Origin of the sequence: Psychrobacter fjordensis, assembly GCF_904845995.1 — a bacterium.
Lineage (GTDB): Bacteria > Pseudomonadota > Gammaproteobacteria > Pseudomonadales > Moraxellaceae > Psychrobacter > Psychrobacter fjordensis.
Map to the genome: position 1 here is coordinate 2,008,639 of NZ_CAJGYP010000001.1, position 18,957 is coordinate 2,027,595.

13 protein-coding genes, 2 tRNA genes and 1 pseudogene are annotated in these 18,957 nt (G+C 43.3%); 9 read left to right on the forward strand and 7 right to left on the reverse strand.

What is annotated here, in order from left to right:
• Window positions 1–89: 89 nt before the first annotated feature.
• Both JMW61_RS08550 and JMW61_RS08555 read left to right on the forward strand, forming a co-directional pair.
• Window positions 90–1,772, forward strand: a complete 1,683-nt coding sequence (locus JMW61_RS08550; protein ID WP_201550278.1) for an ATPase — start codon at window positions 90–92, stop codon at window positions 1,770–1,772.
• Between the two features lie 523 nt (window positions 1,773–2,295).
• Window positions 2,296–3,903, forward strand: coding sequence for an inorganic phosphate transporter (locus JMW61_RS08555; protein WP_201550279.1), 1,608 nt, complete (start codon window positions 2,296–2,298; stop codon window positions 3,901–3,903).
• Between the two features lie 185 nt (window positions 3,904–4,088).
• Here the strand turns inward: JMW61_RS08555 and JMW61_RS08560 are convergent, their stop codons facing one another.
• Window positions 4,089–5,738, reverse strand: coding sequence for an aminotransferase class I/II-fold pyridoxal phosphate-dependent enzyme (locus tag JMW61_RS08560; protein WP_227687396.1), 1,650 nt, complete (start codon window positions 5,736–5,738; stop codon window positions 4,089–4,091).
• A 367-nt stretch (window positions 5,739–6,105) separates the two neighbouring features.
• Between JMW61_RS08560 and msrB the strand changes: the two genes are divergently transcribed.
• The 4 genes from msrB to JMW61_RS08580 all read left to right on the forward strand — a co-directional run bounded on the left by msrB (window position 6,106) and on the right by JMW61_RS08580 (window position 7,616).
• Window positions 6,106–6,531, forward strand: a complete 426-nt coding sequence (gene msrB, locus JMW61_RS08565; protein ID WP_194197216.1) for a peptide-methionine (R)-S-oxide reductase MsrB — start codon at window positions 6,106–6,108, stop codon at window positions 6,529–6,531.
• A gap of 170 nt (window positions 6,532–6,701) precedes the next feature.
• Window positions 6,702–7,187 (forward strand): glutathione peroxidase, encoded by a 486-nt coding sequence (locus tag JMW61_RS08570; RefSeq protein WP_201550280.1) that lies wholly within the window; start codon window positions 6,702–6,704, stop codon window positions 7,185–7,187.
• Between the two features lie 223 nt (window positions 7,188–7,410).
• Window positions 7,411–7,486: transfer RNA gene (locus JMW61_RS08575), tRNA-Val, on the forward strand.
• 53 nt (window positions 7,487–7,539) lie between these two features.
• Window positions 7,540–7,616 (forward strand) — tRNA-Asp (locus JMW61_RS08580).
• A 274-nt stretch (window positions 7,617–7,890) separates the two neighbouring features.
• Here JMW61_RS08580 and JMW61_RS08585 read toward each other — a convergent pair.
• Window positions 7,891–9,072 carry an MFS transporter gene (locus JMW61_RS08585; protein ID WP_201550281.1) on the reverse strand — a complete coding sequence of 394 codons (1,182 nt, stop codon included), beginning with the start codon at window positions 9,070–9,072 and terminating at the stop codon, window positions 7,891–7,893.
• 267 nt (window positions 9,073–9,339) lie between these two features.
• Between JMW61_RS08585 and JMW61_RS08590 the strand changes: the two genes are divergently transcribed.
• Entirely contained in the window at window positions 9,340–10,719 is a 1,380-nt protein-coding gene (locus JMW61_RS08590; RefSeq protein ID WP_201550282.1) for an aminotransferase-like domain-containing protein, read from the forward strand.
• A gap of 140 nt (window positions 10,720–10,859) precedes the next feature.
• Here JMW61_RS08590 and JMW61_RS08595 read toward each other — a convergent pair whose 3' ends face one another.
• Window positions 10,860–11,582: a Bax inhibitor-1/YccA family protein gene (locus JMW61_RS08595; RefSeq protein WP_110922643.1), complete on the reverse strand. Its 723-nt coding sequence runs from the start codon at window positions 11,580–11,582 to the stop codon at window positions 10,860–10,862.
• A 302-nt stretch (window positions 11,583–11,884) separates the two neighbouring features.
• Here JMW61_RS08595 and JMW61_RS08600 point away from each other — a divergent pair, with 302 nt between their 5' ends.
• Both JMW61_RS08600 and JMW61_RS08605 read left to right on the forward strand, forming a co-directional pair.
• A complete protein-coding gene (locus tag JMW61_RS08600) occupies window positions 11,885–12,892 on the forward strand; it encodes an NAD(+) kinase (RefSeq protein WP_181416247.1) in 1,008 nt (335 codons plus the stop codon).
• A gap of 67 nt (window positions 12,893–12,959) precedes the next feature.
• Entirely contained in the window at window positions 12,960–13,271 is a 312-nt protein-coding gene (locus tag JMW61_RS08605) for a YeaC family protein (protein WP_201550283.1), read from the forward strand.
• Between the two features lie 77 nt (window positions 13,272–13,348).
• Here the strand turns inward: JMW61_RS08605 and JMW61_RS08610 are convergent, their stop codons facing one another.
• The 4 genes and pseudogenes from JMW61_RS08610 to alaS all read right to left on the reverse strand — a co-directional run bounded on the left by JMW61_RS08610 (window position 13,349) and on the right by alaS (window position 18,721).
• A complete protein-coding gene (locus tag JMW61_RS08610) occupies window positions 13,349–13,723 on the reverse strand; it encodes a HopJ type III effector protein (protein ID WP_110922646.1) in 375 nt (124 codons plus the stop codon).
• Between the two features lie 123 nt (window positions 13,724–13,846).
• Window positions 13,847–14,014, reverse strand: a pseudogene (gene csrA, locus JMW61_RS08615) (carbon storage regulator CsrA); the annotation flags it as partial.
• Between the two features lie 405 nt (window positions 14,015–14,419).
• Window positions 14,420–15,706: an aspartate kinase gene (locus JMW61_RS08620; RefSeq protein WP_197100008.1), complete on the reverse strand. Its 1,287-nt coding sequence runs from the start codon at window positions 15,704–15,706 to the stop codon at window positions 14,420–14,422.
• Between the two features lie 342 nt (window positions 15,707–16,048).
• On the reverse strand, window positions 16,049–18,721 hold the full coding sequence (gene alaS / locus JMW61_RS08625; protein ID WP_201550284.1) for an alanine--tRNA ligase: 2,673 nt from the start codon (window positions 18,719–18,721) through the stop codon (window positions 16,049–16,051).
• Window positions 18,722–18,957 lie beyond the last annotated feature (236 nt).

Here is an 18,957-nt window from a genome sequence, read left to right on the forward strand (position 1 = left end):
GTCAAACTGTTACATAGCATCGTTATTTACTCGATTAATCGAATGCTATGATTAAAGGACTGCGTTTTAAATCATAGGACGATTAGGTTATGAGCAAACAGAATAATACGACTGGACCAACCGAGCTAGAGTCAGTCAGTGCGCAATTTAGTGAGCAGGTTGTCGATCAGCGTCTGACGCCTAATCCCCTTAGTCAGTTTTCTATGGATACAGATTCTCTGAGACTGGCCTTGGTTACCGCTCAATACGCTCTACGAGCAACGCGGCAACAGACGCCGCCCACACTCAATAAGCCAACAGGTTTATTAGTATTGGTCAATGGGATGGAGCAGGCAGGTAAAGGCACGGCGGTTAAGCAGCTGCGAGAATGGGTTGATCCTAGGTTGCTTAAAGTTGAGGCTACGATAGGTTCTCGTCCATTGGCGTCTCAGCCTATTTGGCAAGCGCATACCCACATGATGCCACGTCATGGTGACGTGATGGTGTATTTCGGGAACTGGTACGCCGATTTGCTCTACAATGCTATGCGAATGGCGACATTAGACAGTGATAATGAACAGTCAAAAAGTAAAAGCTTGAAAGGTAAAAAATCGCTGCCTATCGCTAAATGGCAAGTATATCTAGAGCAGCAACTCATCAAGCTACAAGCCTTTGAGCAAGATCTCGTTGCCAACCAAACTAGACTATTAAAGTGCTGGTTTCATGTCGATATCGAAACCCTACAATCACGGCTGAACGACAAAGAAGCTGATCCACATTTTTTATATCAAATTGACTGGAATAGTCAAAACGTTATCGAAAAATTCAATGAAGTGGCCGCAGCCTTACTACGACAGCAAGATGACTGGGTCATTATCGATGGTGATGATAAGTCACAAGCGGCCGATCATTTTTGTCATGAAGTGCTACATGCGATGCAAACTGCACTAGTGAGTAGTAAAGCAAGCTCGACTGAGACGGCTAAAAAGCAAACCTCATCCGATAAATCAGAATCTAATGACCAGACAAAAACAGCGCTAGAGTTAGAAGCTTTTAAATCAGTAAAAATACCGAAGCAATTAAAGCGCATCGTTGATGTAGACATAGATAAGTCTGATTATCGTAAAGCATTGGCAGAGAAGCAAGCGCGTTTCGCTGAATTGCTACGTGCGCGCAATGGCCGGCATGTGGTATTTGCCTTTGAAGGCATGGATGCGGCTGGCAAGGGTGGGGCCATTAAAAGGTTGGTCGCGCCGCTCGATCCACGTGAGTATCAAGTTTATAACATTAGCGCGCCAATGCTGTATGAGCTGCAACATCCTTACTTATGGCGCTTTTGGACGAGACTACCTAATGAGCAAACCGATCATATCAGTCGTGTCGCTATCTTTGATCGGACTTGGTATGGACGTGTATTGGTTGAGCGTATCGAAGGGTTTGCAACGCGTGATGAGTGGCAGCGCGCTTATGATGAGATCAATCGTTTTGAAGCGGACCTAGTCACCGCAGGCACGATAGTGATTAAGTACTGGCTGGCAATTGACAAAAAAGAGCAGCTTAAGCGTTTTGAAGAGCGTCAAGAGACCCCTCACAAACAATTCAAACTAACGGATGATGATTGGCGGAACCGTGATAAATGGTCTGATTATGTGCAATCTGCCGCTGATATGTTGGCGTACACAGATACCAAAAATGCCCCTTGGTGTGTCATCGCTACTAATGAAAAGCGCCAAGCACGATTGGACGTGCTAGATCACGCTATTGAGCAGTTATCTTCAGCATATGATAGCTAGTACTTGTTTTTATACTGGCTTTTATACTTGGTTGGCTTGTATCACTTTTAAATTTAATCGACTATAGTCAGCCATAAATAATAGAGTTGTATCGCTCAAATACTGGCAGTTACAAATCTCGCAATATCATCATGCATTATGCGCTCATATTTAATATAATAGAGCGCGTAACAGCGTCTGCTAAATAACAATTCTGATTTAGCAAATATCGTGTTTTGGTTATTTGATACAGATACCTTAATAATTACGACAAAAATTGTTACAATAGCCACTACTAGTAGTACCATAAATATCACTATGAAATATCTAAGCCGCAAGATGCTGTAATCAGACGATTTGGCAATATTACTTGCGGCTTTGTGACATGTTGAGGGATGTGTTTTTTGCCTTGACCATAGTTAGTTTAAGACCATTTAAAAGCATGTTGCGTGCTTGATATATGCTACAACAGGCATTATGAGTAGCAGCGCAATGTTATCAACCTCATATAATTTCAATCAGCTTACGCAGGACGTATTAATGTATGGGTATTAGCAGCAGTTCTACAGAGTCAGTCAAAACCGTTGGCTCTATGAGAATAAATCTATTTTTTGCCATTTTACTGATTGCGATGACTTCCTACTTTTTATGGTGGGGTCTAGATTACACAATGCGTCAACAGACCACGCTATTTATTGTAGCGACTGCCTTTGGTGTCTTTATGGCATTCAATATCGGCGGTAACGATGTTGCCAACTCTTTTGGTACGTCGGTGGGCGCAGGGACGCTGACTATCCCGCAAGCATTGGGTATTGCCGCGATATTTGAAGTATCGGGGGCAGTCCTCGCAGGCGGTGAAGTTACTGACACGATTCGGAGTGGAATTGTCGATCTAGATGGTCTATCCGTGACGCCCAATCAGTTTATCTATGTCATGCTTTCCGCATTGATTGCTGCGGCATTTTGGCTGTTATTTGCGACCAAAAAAGGTTTGCCCGTCTCGACCACTCACTCTATTATTGGTGGTGTGATTGGTAGCTCCATTGTTTTAGGTATCACATTAGGTGGTACTGATATGGCGTTATCAACGGTAGACTGGGGAACGGTTGGAACGATCGCTATTTCTTGGGTGCTGTCACCGTTACTAGGTGGCATCCTGTCCTATCTCTTGTATGGACAAATCAAGAAAAACATCATTGAATATAATGATAAAACAGAAGCCTACATTGCGACGCTAAAAGGCAATAAAAAAGTCTTAAAGCAAAATCATCGAGAGTTTCTGGATGGTTTGACAGAGTCTGAGCAGTTGGCCTATACGTCAGCTATGTTACGCGATCAAGAAATCTACAAAGATGACGATTGTGACGTTGAAGACTTAGAGACTGATTACTACAAAAAGCTTTATGATATCGAGAACGAGCGCAGTAGCCTTGATACGCTAAAAGCCCTTAAGCAATGGGTTCCTATCATTGCTGCGGCAGGTGGTGCAGTGATGACCTCTTTGGTCGTCTTCAAGGGCTTAAAGAACGTCAATAATGGCCTGACGACCTTGCAGGGCTTTTTGATTATGGGAATGATAGCGGCGCTAGTATGGCTAGCGACCTATATTTATACCAAGAGTATCCGCGGTAAGCATAAGGAAGATTTGACCAAGGCGACATTTATTATGTTTAGCTGGATGCAGGTCTTTACAGCATCAGCATTTGCTTTCAGTCATGGCTCAAACGATATCGCCAACGCTGTCGGTCCTTTTGCAGCTATTATGGATGTGATTCGTACCAATAGCATTGCTACAGAAGCGGCAGTGCCACCTGCTGTGATGCTAACCTTTGGTGTTTCATTGATTGTCGGTCTATGGTTTATCGGTAAAGAAGTGATTCAGACAGTGGGTACGAACTTGGCAAAAATGCATCCTGCTTCTGGCTTTTCAGCTGAACTGGCTGCTGCGGCTGTTGTTATGGGTGCATCGACCATGGGATTACCTGTATCGAGCACGCATACGCTAGTAGGTGCGGTATTGGGTATTGGTATTGTCAATAAGGATACCAACTGGAAACTTATGAGACCGATTGGTTTGGCTTGGATCGTTACGCTTCCTGCAGCGGCCACCATGTCTGCCATCAGTTATGTCATATTGAGTAATGTTTTCTAATATGGGGCTAATCTGCTTAGTTAGTTAGTTAGTTAGTTAGTTAGTTAGTTAGTTAGTTAGTTAGTTAGTTAGTGAATGAATGAATGAATGCATCTTTAAGACTGAATTTTTATAGCTAAGTTCAATACAATAAAAAACGCTTATCGGCATTATGCTGATAAGCATTTTTTATATCCATTTAATATTTAATCAGTGCCAAACTGTTGGCGTTTTTTAGCAAAGAAGCGATCTAAGCGATCCATTGCGTCTTCTAGTTCATGTAAATTGGGTAGGAATACTAAGCGAAAATGATCTGGTCTGTCCCAGTTGAATCCAGTGCCTTGTACCATTAAGACGTTTTCTTCAATCAGTAAATCCATCATAAAGTCCATATCATCCGTGATAGGGTAAACGTCAGGATCTATCTTTGGAAAACAATAAAATGCGCCTTGAGGCATGGTGCATGAAATACCTTTGATAGCGTTGAGACGTGTTACAGCCATTTCGCGCTGTTTATACAAACGACCTGTCTTAGAGGTAAGTTCTTTCATACTTTGGTGGCCACCCATCGCTGTTTGGATGGCATATTGCCCCTGAACATTAGAACACAAGCGCATAGATGCGAGCATGTCTAATCCTTCGATGAAGTCTGTTGCGTGTTGCTTACGACCAGAGACCATCATCCAGCCTGCACGAAATCCAGCGATACGGTGCGACTTTGATAAGCCGTTATACGAAAGGACCAACACGTCGTCAGTCAGTGTGCTCATTGGTGTATGTACGGTATCGTCATAAAGAATACGATCGTAAATCTCATCAGCCATAATGATGAGATCATGTTCTTTGGCGACGTCGATAATTTGTAATAGTAGCTCATCGCTATAAAGGGCACCGGTCGGGTTATTGGGGTTGATAACCACGATGCCTTTTGTTTTGCTAGTAATCTTAGACTTGATGTCTTCGATATCAGGGTGCCAGTTGTCTTCTTCGTTACAACGATAGTGCACTGCCGTACCACCAGACAGGTTGGCTGCTGCTGTCCATAGCGGGTAGTCCGGCATTGGAATGAGCACTTCATCACCATCATTCATTAGTGCTTGCATGGTCATAACGATCAGCTCAGATACGCCATTACCCAAATACACATCACGCACATCAACGGCTGATAACAACCCCTTTGATTGATAATATTGCAATACCGCTTTACGTGCAGAAAAAATACCTTGAGAGTCTGAATATCCTGTCGCTTCTGCTAAGTTCATAGCCACATCACGTAAAATTTCATGCGGCGCTTCTAGACCGAACGGTGCTGGATTGCCAACATTTAGTTTTAATATGCGCTTGCCTTCCGCTTCCATTCTATTTGCAGTCTGTAGTAGGGGACCACGGATGTCATAACAAACGTTTTGTAATTTATCAGATTTTTTGATTGTATTCATAGAGTGACCACTCTTAGGGTTATTTTGTGAGTTTTTTCGAGCATTAGGTGTTGTAGAGACTGTTTTCGATTGATTTTGGTCTGTATGGTTGGGCTGCATGTCTACAGGTAAAGAAGCAGATATATCGTCATTCTTGCCTGAGCTACCTCTTGTTGATTTTATTGTCGCACTGACTTCGCTCTGAAGTTCGCCACGTAGCAGATAGCCTTCGCTACAGCCTAGGATGCGTGCTAATGTCGGCAGCTTAGACGAGACAATACCGTTCGTGCCACGCTCCCAGTTAGAGATAGCGCCACGACTTACTTTTGCTCCTGCTGCTGTCATCGCTTGTGCCAATTGTTCAGCGGTAAAACCTTTACCGCGGCGCAACTGTACAAGTCGCTCAGCTTGTGTATTTTTATTCTTATCGCTAGCCATAATCAGTTAAGCCTGTGTTCATCAATAGGTTGTAATAAACAGATTAATTTGATTGAAGAGTAATGTTTAGATACTAATGCAAGATATTATTGCATAAACAATAGCAATGCAAGTTATCTTTGAAAGTATTAGAAAAATGAAAGTAAATCTTGCATTCATAAGTATGTGAGACAGTTCTATACTAAAATGACACATGATTACCTATTACTAATTGCTTTACCAATATAATATTATTGTAATGTATGCCTTGAATATTGCAGCAATAACCAATAGATAGGGCGCATCGTTTTTATAAAGCAATAACGATAAAACTTTAATAGTAGAAACATAAAATATTAGATAATACCTATCTAACTAAGGGTAAATTATGCAAGATAATCAACTTAGCAAAGAAGAAATCAGCCAATTAACTGAAGCTGACTGGAAAGAGCGTTTGAGCGCTGACGAATATCATGTACTGCGTGAGAAAGGTACAGAGCGTCCGTTCACAGGTGTTTATAACGATGCGACCGATGATGGCGTTTATCGTTGTAAAGGCTGTGGTGCTAGCTTATTTGACTCAAGTAATAAGTTTGATGCTAGCTGCGGTTGGCCAAGTTTTGACCAAGGAATCGATAACAGCGCTATTGAAGAGCATGTCGATAACTCGCTGGGCATGACTCGTACAGAAGTAACCTGTAGTAATTGTGGCGCGCATTTGGGTCATGTATTTCCTGATGGACCTAGTGAAACGACTGGCATGCGCTACTGCATTAACTCAGTATCTATTGATTTGGATAAATCTGAGAAGTAGTTGTCAGCTGTTTAGATAAGCTTAGATGTACAAAAAGGAAGCACTATGCTTCCTTTTTATTTGTTGGTACTCTTTTTATTTATTGGTAGTATGGTTATGGTTGCTACTAAGAATATAGTAAGGCTTAACAAACAACTAAAATAATAATTCAATCAATTTAAGGATAGATGATGAGTACTATTTATGATTTTACGGCTGAGCGCATGGATGGTAGCTCGCAAGCCTTTTTAGATTATCAAGGTAAGGTGCTACTAATCGTTAATACTGCAAGCAAATGTGGATTTACGCCGCAGTTCGAAGGGCTAGAGTCGTTATATCAACAATACAAAGATCAAGGGTTAGTAGTTATCGGTTTCCCTTGTAATCAATTTGGTAGCCAAGATCCAGGCAGCAATGATGAGATTGGTGAGTTTTGTCAACAGAACTATGGTGTTAGCTTTCCAATGATGGCAAAGGTTGATGTGAATGGTGAAGATGCTCATCCTATCTATGAATGGCTCAAAGAGCAAAAGGGTGGTGTGCTCACAGACGGTATCAAATGGAATTTTACCAAGTTTTTAATAGGTAGTAATGGACAAGTCATTGACCGCTATGCACCAACGACCAAGCCAGAAGCCATTAAAAATGATATTGAGCAAGCATTAGCCAATAAATAAGTATCTAACTCAAAAAACATTGGTTTTTTATAAAAGTATAAAACCAATAAAAACATATGCTTGCTAGAAATTTCGATAAAAATGCAAAAAATATGCGAAAAAGTCGAAAATACTGTTTGACACCCAACTGTAAATCTATATAATACACACCCACAGCAGCAGAGCTTAGTGACAAACTTAAGAGCTCAGTTGATGTTGAATAAATTGCATAGCAATTGTTCGCGGGTGATTAGCTCAGTTGGTAGAGCGTCTGCCTTACACGCAGAATGTCGGCGGTTCGAATCCGTCATCACCCACCACTACTTTAGCAAAGTGGGCCTCTTCATAAAGGTAAAATGCTAAAGAGACCTAAGCAGCGGTAGTTCAGTTGGTTAGAATACCGGCCTGTCACGCCGGGGGTCGCGGGTTCGAGTCCCGTCCGCTGCGCCATATTTAAAACGAATTTAGACTTTCGAGTTTAAGCAAGTTTCGCCTCAAACATTAGATTGTTTGAGGTTTTTTTGTGTCTGTGATATGACATAAAACTCAGATTGGTGTGTGGCTAGACTTTCGAATAGAAGAGAACAGACCATCTAAAACATTTACGTCCTAATGCTGTCCTTATTTTCTGCCTTTCTATTCTATTTTTTTACTTTATCGTGTATCGCATTTTACGATTGGTCGAAGAAAAATATTACTTCTTTTATTTCTACTTAAGGTTTGATCAGGTAATCTTTCTCATTTCTAAGGTTGAATGACGCCTAACTTTCAGCATAGGCTGGCTGGCAAACAAGACAATCACACCAACTAATGAAAACACACCAAAGGTGTAGAATGCAGTAGCAGCACCATACCGATCCACAATCAAACCAGTAAAGATGACAGGCACACTAAGCCCTATATATGCCATCAAAAAATAGCCTGCACTCGCACGTGCCTGCTCATTGCCAGCCGAGCGTGCGACTCCTAGCATACCTCCTAGATAGACAAAGCCATAACAACTACTGCTAGCTAAAAAAGCAGCCAAAAGAATCACTGGAAGGCTGGCGTTCAAAGTTCCCCAAGCCAACAAAGCATATGCTGGTAGTAAGATCAAAAGACCAAGCTTACTGGAGGTTTGAGGGTCAAGTTTTCGGGCGATTGGCTGAACGATCAATCCACAACTGATGGCTAACATAGAGGATATCCCTGCATACTTAGCGAGTCCATGCGTGGCCAGCACTGAGGGAATAACTGATAATACCAATCCTGTCGTCGCCCAACAAATCAAAATACCGCTACCATACCAAATGACTTCACGATTAAAATAAGGTAGCCGTAGCATAGATGTGGGCAAATTAGTGCGTTTAGGTGCTGTCTCTGGTAATTGACATAACAAAAACATAGCGAATATCCCGCTCGCTAGCAGTAAGAAAAAACTGGCTGGCTGATCGGTTTCGTAAAGCATCAAAGAAACTGTCGTCAATACAGGACCAAGACCAAAACCTATCGTCGTACTGGCCGTCACCCACGCTGTCGCACGCATCGTATCTGATGAGCCAAGCAGCTCAATCATATAGGCAGTCGCCGTAGCAGCCATTAGAGCAGTTCCCACACCCAGTATGAATCGTGCTACTGCTAACGCTCGTGTGTAAGGATAAAACAACATGAGAGCCGTCGCTGTTATTGATAACGCTAAAGCTATTAAAATTGTCTTGCGCCGTCCAATTCGATCAGACAATCCGCCAAAAGCCAACAATACAGGTATGACGCCTAATACATAAAAGGAAAACGCTATCGTAGTTGCTAGTACGCCATAGCCATCATTGTGTGCGTAAACGGCATAAAGCGGCCCTTGGATATTGACGCTTGTCGTTATTACGCATAAGGCAAAAGCCAGATATTTATTATATTTTTTCGTGGTCATAGATCGCTACTTTTTGAAGAATAATCGTTGAATTGGCTGGGGTTAGTGTGATTCACAGTAGAGTCTCACATCCACCTCTACATCGTTTACGTTCAATGATTAAAACAAAAGCGCAGTAGGTTATCTATATACAATCCAGTACAATTAGACAGAACTGTTTGGTCTATAGAACCGATACAGTTCGAAAATCAAATCAATATATTGTCCCATCTACAATTTTGAGACAAGACATCCATAGAAGCTAACCTATTAAAAACAGTAAAAAATATGAATAATAAATTCACACGCATCGAAATTGTCATGGCTGACATAAAAGAGAAAATAGCGACTGTCATCTACATGCCAGAGTCGCGGTTACCATCCATCCGTGCCGCGGCCAAAGACTATGGGTTTTCACCTTCTACCGTGGTTGAAGCCTACGAGCGCCTACAAATCGAGGGAGCTATCTACTCTCGTCCGGGTGCAGGATTTTATGTAGCAGAGACGACAGCGCCACTATCGTTAACAGATATAGCGCCAAAAATTGATCGAGTGGTAGATCCATTGTGGGTGTCGCGGCAGTCGCTTGAGCCACCCGATGGTGCGCTAAAGCCAGGCTGCGGTTGGTTACCAGCGGATTGGCTGTTTGAAGCAGGTATGCGCCGTGGTCTACGAAATGTGGCAAAGGCTGACGCGTCCATTATCAGTGAATATGCAACGCCGCTAGGACTGTTAGCATTACGCCAATTACTCACGCGACGTATGGCAGGATTGAGTATCAATGCAGAACCGTCACAGATAATACTGACGGATTCCGGCACTCAAGCGATAGATTTGATTTTTCGATTTTTACTGACACCAGGTGATACGGTCATCGTAGATGATCCTTGTTATTTTAACTTTCGAGCACAGCTGCTTGCCCATCGAGTCAAAGTGGTTGGTGTGCCTTATACCCCAAATGGGCCAGATGTAGATGCCTTTGCAGCGATTTTAGATGAGCATAAGCCGCGCCTGTACATCACCAATGCTGCCATTCACAATCCTACGGGCGCAACGTTATCACCTGCTACGGCATACCGTGTATTACAATTGGCTCAGACTGCTGGTTTGTACATTATCGAAGACGATATTTTTGCAGATTTTGAAGTGAAGCCTGCGGCGAGATTGGCGGCTTTGGATGGGTTATCACGCGTATTTTATATCGGCAGTTTCTCTAAAACGTTATCCGCATCCCTACGCTGTGGTTATATTGCAGCGCCTATAGAATGGGTCGAGAGTTTGATAGATTTAAAGATAGCGACTGGCTTTGGTGGCAGTCAGTTAGCAGCGGCGGTTGTGTTCTCAGCGTTGACTGATAGCGGCTACCGTAAGCATATGAACGATATCCATACTCGGCTGGCAAGCGCGCGTACTCACACGTTACCACGGCTGGCTAAATTAGGCATCGTACCGTGGCTGCTTCCACAAGCAGGTATGTTTCTATGGTGCCAATTACCTGAGGATAATAATGCGACCGAATTGGCTAATCGCTGTTTATCCAAAGGTGTGGTATTGGCACCGGGCAATGTTTTTAGTCAATCAGAAAATGCTGAGAACTTTATGCGGTTCAATGTGGCGCAGATGAGTCATGCAAAAGTTTTCGAGGTGTTGGCTCAATCGATGACTTAGGTAGTTAGCTTTCTATAAGTTTTTCGATAGGGTTTGAAAGTAAAATATCGATAATGGAAGCAAGGCTTTATCCATAAAAAAACCGCCTTTAATAAAAGACGGTTTTGTGTTTTAGCTTACTGTTAAACAGTCTATTTATACTAATCTTGTAGATAGCTTAATAGACGCATAAACTCAATGTACATCCACACTAGTGTGGCAAGTATACCGATACTGAATAGCCACTCGTAATCTTCAGAGATGCCCATTGCCACACCACGGTCGATATTATCGAAATCCAATAGCAGTGTGAAAGAAGCAATAACAATAACGAATAAGCTAAAGCCAATAGCGATAACGCCGCCTTCAAACAAGAAAGGTAAGCTTGAGCCGAATGCCAAAGAAAGTACCCACTGAGCCACATAAACTAGCATGATGGCGATAACGGCTGAGGTCACAATTGAGCGGAATTTTTGAGTCACTTTGACTAGACCTGAACGATATAGACCTAGCATAACGGCTGCGGTGACAAAAGTTGCACACATAGCAGTCACTGGCACACTTGGATACATTCTCATAAAGAAAAGTGAAATACCACCTAAAAATATACCTTCTAGTAGTGCATAAGGTACAGCCAAAGTTTTAGCTTTTTGTGGCTTAAAAGTGATGAAAAGAGCAAGAACGAATGCAGCAATCATGCTACCAAAGGCTGCCATCGTGATAAAACCCTGCGATAGACCTGCCATAAGTGCATAAAAGAAAAAGCCCACACCAGTGATAGCTGATAGCCCAAGTAATAGACTGGTCTTTTGAATAACACCCTTGACCGTCATTGGATTCCCGCCGATCGCAAGTTCTGCGCGACTGACAATAGGATTGGCCATATATATGTCCCTAATAATAAAATATAAATGAGTTAGATAACAGCTACTTTAGCAAATCCGCCATTATTGTCAACTGTGTTTGCGTGACGGCCATAAAGGCCTGACGACATTCTGTAGTTGCTTATTGAATTATAATAATGTGATGCTATGTAGCTAAATAAACACGTCTAAGAGTAACGTATGATGGCTTTTATATGGGGTCGATTACGACAGTTAACAACGATAATTCATAAACATGCTAGTCTAAGCGCTCATTTATCGCTATCATTACCTAGTATTTTACCGTTATACCGAGCCGTTTTATGGAAAACTCAGCGCAGTCAGCCAGATTGCCACACTTACATGAGTCAGAGCTGTTTCACGCTATCAAAAACCCTGCTTTTAGGCGTATCGGATTGATGGGCCGTGCAGGCAAGCGTAGTGTCACCCAAAGCCTCGTGCAGATTGCCCAAACGATCAATGATATGAATCTCACATTGATTATGGATGTGAAGACGGCCAACTTACCAACATTGAACCTCACTGAGATTGAAAAAGTTAAAATCGTTAAGCGTAGTCTCATCGGTGAAATTTGCGATTTGGTCATCGTTGTTGGTGGGGACGGGTCGATATTGCATGCCGCCGAAGCTTTAGCACGTTACCGTGTTCCTGTGCTGGGCGTTAACCGTGGTCGGCTTGGGTTTTTGGCAGATGTAAAGCCTGATGAGGCGGCGTTTAAGCTACGCCAAGTCTTGATGGGTGATTACCAACTAGATCATCGGTTCCTGTTGACTATGGAGATACGAGAAGGTCGTAAGATTATCCACGAAGACATGGCGCTCAACGACATCGTATTACACGCTGGAAAGTCAGTACACATGATTGATTTTCAGATGAAAATTGACGAGCATGATGTGTACAGACAGCATAGCGATGGCTTGATAGCGGCGACACCGACTGGGTCTACCGCGTACGCACTGTCAGGTGGTGGCCCTATTATTCATCCGAGTATGGATGCCATCTGTCTGGTACCTATGCACCCGCATACGCTATCTAGCAGGCCTATCGTAGTGAGCGGTAACAGTGAGGTGTGTATTCGTATTCACGAAGACAATCGCACGCAGCCGATGGTCAGCGCCGATGGCAAACCAAGCGTACCGCTTGAACAAGAGCAGCGGCTCTATATTCGCAAGCACCCTGACAAGCTGACACTGTTACATCCACCAGGGTTTGATTTTTATGAAGCTTGTCGTACAAAGTTGCACTGGAACGTCCATGCTGAAGAATTCAGTCTGGATGTCGATGATGATATTATGGACGATGACGAATAAGTGCATCTGTTATATAAAAACGTTATATAGAATATGCTATAAAAAATAGTAGTGGAGAGTAGATAAGATGGATAAGCAAACAATATTGGCAAGTTTGACGCCAGAAGTGGCTGATAAGTTTCGTATGGCGATTGAGATAGGCAAATGGCCTGATGGTCGTAAGCTAACCGCTGAACAGCGTGAAACTTGTATGCAAGCCATCATGGTTTGGGAGCATGAGCACCTACCACCTTCTGAGCGTACTGGCTACATTCATAAACCAGTAAAAGACGATGGGTCTGTCGTCGGGGCAGAATGTGATGTTGAGCATGAGCATCATTATCCCAACATGCCGAATCCTAAAGGGACCGTGCAACCCGTTAAGTTCCGTGATAAATAAGCATTTATTACTGATGTAGATCACAATAAAAAAGCCACGCTATATATAGCGTGGCTTTTTTATTGTTTGATGATTGATTAAAGTGCAGTCGTATCAACGCTAGGGCGTACTGTCAGTGGGTTTTTTTGCATCAAAAACCCTTGCCAACCCCAATGTAAAAAATTACGAATATTGGCATGATCGGTACCATTAGGGGTTGCTTGAACTTTGGCATAATGCTCACCGAATAGTTTTAGCGTGTCTAATTGATCAAGACCATGGAGCTTAGCAAAGCCAAAAATCTTTGCACTACCTTCGTTTTCACCAGCTGCATTATGTACCATGCCGTTAACAAAAGGGGCAGGTGCATAGCGATAAAAATCATCAATAAAACTGATGACATCATTGAATCCAATGGCTTTTTTGTTCAAACCATTAAGTAGAGCCGATATGTCTGATTGGCGAATACTCATAAATAAATGACCTCAGAGCAGATTAGAAAAGTGAAAATATATCGATTAGCGATTAAAATAGTCTTCATCATCGAAAGAAGGCGCAAAACTGCCTTGCTCAAGATGTTGCATTTGCGACTGTACAGAACGCTCATGCTGAATACGTTGATAAATCTCTTCGCGGTGTACGGCAATATCTTTAGGTGCATTTACACCGATACGTACTTGATTGCCTTTGACACCTAGGACAGTCACACTGACCTCATCACCAATCATTAGCGTTTCGCCCACGCGGCGTGTCAAAATTAACATGCGTCACACTCCTTATGTCGCATCAACAAATTATTACTCATTAGATTACTTCTCAATTGCAGGACATCACCGCAGTATTAAACATACTATATATCAGCATAACTAAAATAATTAGCGTAGTGCCAATGGCGGTAATGATAGGTAGATTCATTTAGCCCAAATGAAAGCCCATTATAGGGGGCATGGCAGAGACTGTCACGAGTTTTCACAAAACTATTAGGTAACTACTAACGTCAGCAATAATAAAAAATAAAAATAGGATCTCAAGAGACCCTATTTAATTGAACGTATTATTGACTGTTATTAGTAACCCATGAGTGGTAACTGCGCCAGCCAAATCTATTATTGTTAACTAAAATAATAGCCCAGCCACCATAAAGAGCACATCAGGATTATAGGTGGCTATTATAGCCCAGCGATTTTACTTTCGCCATCTTCGCGATCCAAACCAAAGGCGGTATGTAATGATTTAACCGCTTTTTCTAAATGTTGATCTTGAATCAGTACAGAGACTTTGATTTCGCTGGTCGATATCATTTGGATATTGATGTTGTTTTCAGCGAGCGTCTGGAACATAAGACTAGCGACACCGGCGTGCGAGCGCATGCCAACACCCACTAGTGAGACTTTGACGACTTCACTATTACCTAAGACTTCTTTTGCACCAATCTCATCTTTGACTTCTTCATTCAACACTTTCATGGTTTTGTCTAAATCAGAGCGATTGACAGTAAAAGTAAAGTCGGTTGTGCCATTGGTCGAGAGGTTTTGTACGATCATATCGATTTCGATATTGGCGCGTCCAATCGGGCTCAAGATAGCAGAGGCAATACCAGGGTGGTCAGGTACACCGCGCACTACAATTTTTGCTTCGTCTCGGTTAAAGGCGATACCTGAGATGATTGCCTGTTCCATACTATCTCCTTCGTCTATCGTAATTAAGGTGCCGACATTGTCTTGAAATTCTTGGTCAAAGCTACCGTCTGTGTTTTCATCAAAGCTAGATAGTACACGCAAAGGTACACCATATTTACCCGCGAACTCTACGGAACGAATCTGTAGAATCTTAGAGCCAAGACTTGCCATCTCAAGCATTTCTTCAAAGGTAATTTTTTCAAGTTTCTTAGCTTTTGAGGTGACACGAGGGTCAGTGGTGTAGACGCCATCAACATCGGTATAGATTTGACATTCATCCGCGCCCAAAGCAGCCGCAATAGCGACACCAGTAGTATCAGAGCCACCGCGCCCTAATGTGGTCGCGTTGCCTTCATCATCAATACCTTGGAAGCCTGCGACGATGACAATATTACCAGCATCTAACTGCTCACGAATATTTTTATCATCGATGCTTTCGATACGGGCTTTATTGTGGGCGCTATCTGTCTTAATCGCGACTTGACGGCCAGTAAATGAACGCGCACCGATACCAAGCTCTTTAATCGCCATCGCGAGCAATGAAATAGAAACCTGCTCACCTGTCGAAACCATTTGGTCGTATTCACGAGGATCAGGCTGAGTGCTAATTTGGCGAGCCAGATCGATCAAACGGTTGGTTTCGCCGCTCATGGCAGAGACCACGACGACCACTTGATGACCGTTGTCATGCCAGCGTTTGACTCGTTTGGCGACGTTTTTGATGCGGTCGATACTGCCCATCGAGGTGCCGCCGTATTTCTGTACTATTAACGCCATAAAAATCTACCTATTATTCATTAATGGCCTTTTGTTATCATCAATGAGAGCCAATGTCGCCATGTGACGCTCAATCAATGTTTGCATAGACAAAGCCGTATTATAAGAGTTGCGCCCTATGCCTTTCATTTATTCAATGGTGCTTGTATTCCATGGTACTTATATTTAATGGTGCTTAACAGTTAATGAATGAACAATGTGTTCAAACGTTGACCTTTATATCATATCTACGTCACCACGTTAAGTGCTAGTACGGCTTAGATGTATGGCGATTGGTTATAATGGTTATAACCAATCACGTATTGTACATTTGAGGATGCAGCGTTTTGCTCAGCTTACTGCTTAGCCAAGCTGGTCTGCAATCCAAGCAGGTAGCGCATCAATGACTGCTGCACTGTTACCAGATTTTGGCGCACCACCTTGAGCATAGTCAGGCTTACCGCCACCTTTACCACCCAGCTCACCTGCCAAGTGACGAATGATATCACCCGCTTTTACTTTGGCTGTGAGAGACTTCGCTACACTGGCTGCTAGAGCCAACTGATCGTCTTTGTCACCCACCAATACAATCACGCTATCTGGAAGTTTAGATTTGATATCGTCCATTAGCGTACGGATTGACTTACCATCGACACCGCTCAACATACTGATAAGTACTGGCGTACCTGCGATAGTCTGCACGTCGTCGAGTAAGTTGGCTGCTTGGGCACTGGCAATTTTTTGTTGCAAGCGCTCTAATTGTTTTTCTAGATCGCGTTGCTTATCTGCCATGGTACGGACACGCTGTGCAACTTCAGGGCGTTTTACTTTAAGCTGACTTGCAAGCTCGCTCAATTGCTGTTCGCTTTGCTGAATGTTTTTGACCGCATTCATGCCAGTAACGGCTTCAATACGGCGAATACCAGCAGCAATGCCTGACTCGCTCGTAATTTTCAACAGGCCAATATCACCAGTACGCTGTACATGCAAACCGCCACACAGCTCGATAGAAAAGGGCTTGCGTTGACCATCTACGATACTGTCTGTACCCATGGTAAGCACGCGAACGTCACTGCCGTACTTTTCACCAAACAGCGCCATTGCACCGTTTTTCATGGCTTCATCAATCGACATGTTCTCGATACGGGCAGGGGTATTGGCTTGGATTTGCTCATTGACGAGACGTTCGATACGGCTGATTTCAGCAATGCTAACGGGTCTGTCGTAAGAGAAATCAAAACGTAATACTTCGCTTGATACTAGTGAGCCTTTTTGCGTGACTGTGTCGCCCAATACTTCTCTTAGTGCTGCATGTAGCAGGTGAGTAGCCGAGTGGTTTTTGGCACTGGCTGCACGGATGCTAGAGAGTACTTGTGCATCAGCTGTTTGTTTGGCATTAATCTCACCCATGGTGACAACACCATAGTGAATAATGGCTTGGCCAGATTTTTTGGTATCTTGGACTTCAAAGACACCAGATGCGGTACGAATTTCGCCCAGCTCACCAACCTGACCACCACCTTCGGCATAAAATGGGGTACGGTCAAGCACCACAACACCTTCCATGCCTTCATTCAAGCTGTCTGCTGAATTGCCATCTTGATAAAGCGCGTCAATCGTCACGCCTTCTTCTTCAAGTTGCTCATAACCGATAAAGGTCGTCGGCGTTTCTACTTGAATGACGCTGCTATAATCGACGTCGAATTTACCAGCATCACGCGCACGCTCACGTTGTGCTTGCATGTGCTCATCGAACTCAGCTTCATTGATAACAATACCGCGCTCACGAGTGATGTCAGCGGTCAAATCAAGCGGGAAGCCATAAGTGTCGTACAGCTTAAAGGCTGCTTCACCAGAGAGCGTGTCACCATCTTGCAACCCTTCAAGCTCACTAGCAAGCAAACGCAACCCTTGTGCTAGTGTCTTGGCAAACTGTGTTTCTTCTTTTTGAATGGCGTTTTCGATGGCGCTTTGCTTGTCTTTTAGCTCAGGATAGGCGTGCCCCATTTCAGCAACCAATGGTGCGACCATCTTATAGAAAAAGTCACCATCTGCACCCAGCTTGTTACCATGGCGCACCGCACGACGGATCACACGGCGTAGCACATAGCCACGGCCTTCATTGCTTGGTGTAACACCATCAGCAATCAAAAAGGCAACGGCACGAATATGATCAGCGATGACTTTCAATGATGATTGCTGCTCATTAGCAATCTCTAAAATCTCAGCTGCTGCATCCATCAAATGGATAAACAAATCGATCTCGTAGTTGCCATGGACGCCTTGCATGATGGCACTAATACGCTCAAGACCCATGCCTGTATCCACACTAGGTGCTGGCAGTGGTAATAGCGTACCGTCTTTTTGACGGTTGAACTGCATAAACACACAGTTCCAAATCTCGATATAGCGGTCGCCGTCTTCTTCAGGTGTGCCTGGTAGGCCGCCCTCGATATCTGCACCATGATCATAAAAGACTTCGGTACAAGGACCACAAGGACCTGTGTCACCCATCGTCCAGAAGTTGTCTGACGCATATGGTGCGCCTTTGTTATCACCAATACGAATGATGCGATCGCTTGGGATACCGATATTTTTGTTCCAAATATCAAAGGCTTCATCATCGGTTTCATAGATGGTGACATATAGACGGTCTTTATCAATTCCTAACCAGTCACTCGATGTCAAAAACTCCCAAATATACTCAATACCGGCTTGTTTAAAGTAATCGCCAAACGAGAAGTTACCGAGCATTTCAAAGAAAGTATGATGACGTGCTGTATAGCCGACGTTATCTAGGTCATTGTGTTTACCGCCAGCACGTACGCACTTTTGCGAGGACACAGCACGTGTATAGTCACGTGGCTCCATGCCCAAAAACGTCTCTTTAAACTGATTCATACCGGCATTGGTAAATAGTAATGTCGGATCGTTATGCGGAATCAGGCTAGACGATGGGACTGTAGTGTGCTGCTTGCTTATGAAAAAATCGATAAAGGCTTGGCGAATATCGGCTGAGCGAAATGGCTGGCTCACAGCGGCTCCTTACTGACGGATAGAATTGAGTAGATGAAGTAAAATAATTTTGCAAGCGATTTTAGCACAAACGCCCAAGCTCTTGGTACAAGAGTTACAACTGCAGGGTTATTCTGTGGATATAGTCAATACTATATCAACCAGATAGCGCGTCAGGATTGCTAATCCTACTAGTCGTAGTGCTTTCACTTGCCTTCATTATTGCATCCAAATTATCTTGAGACGACCATAGCCAG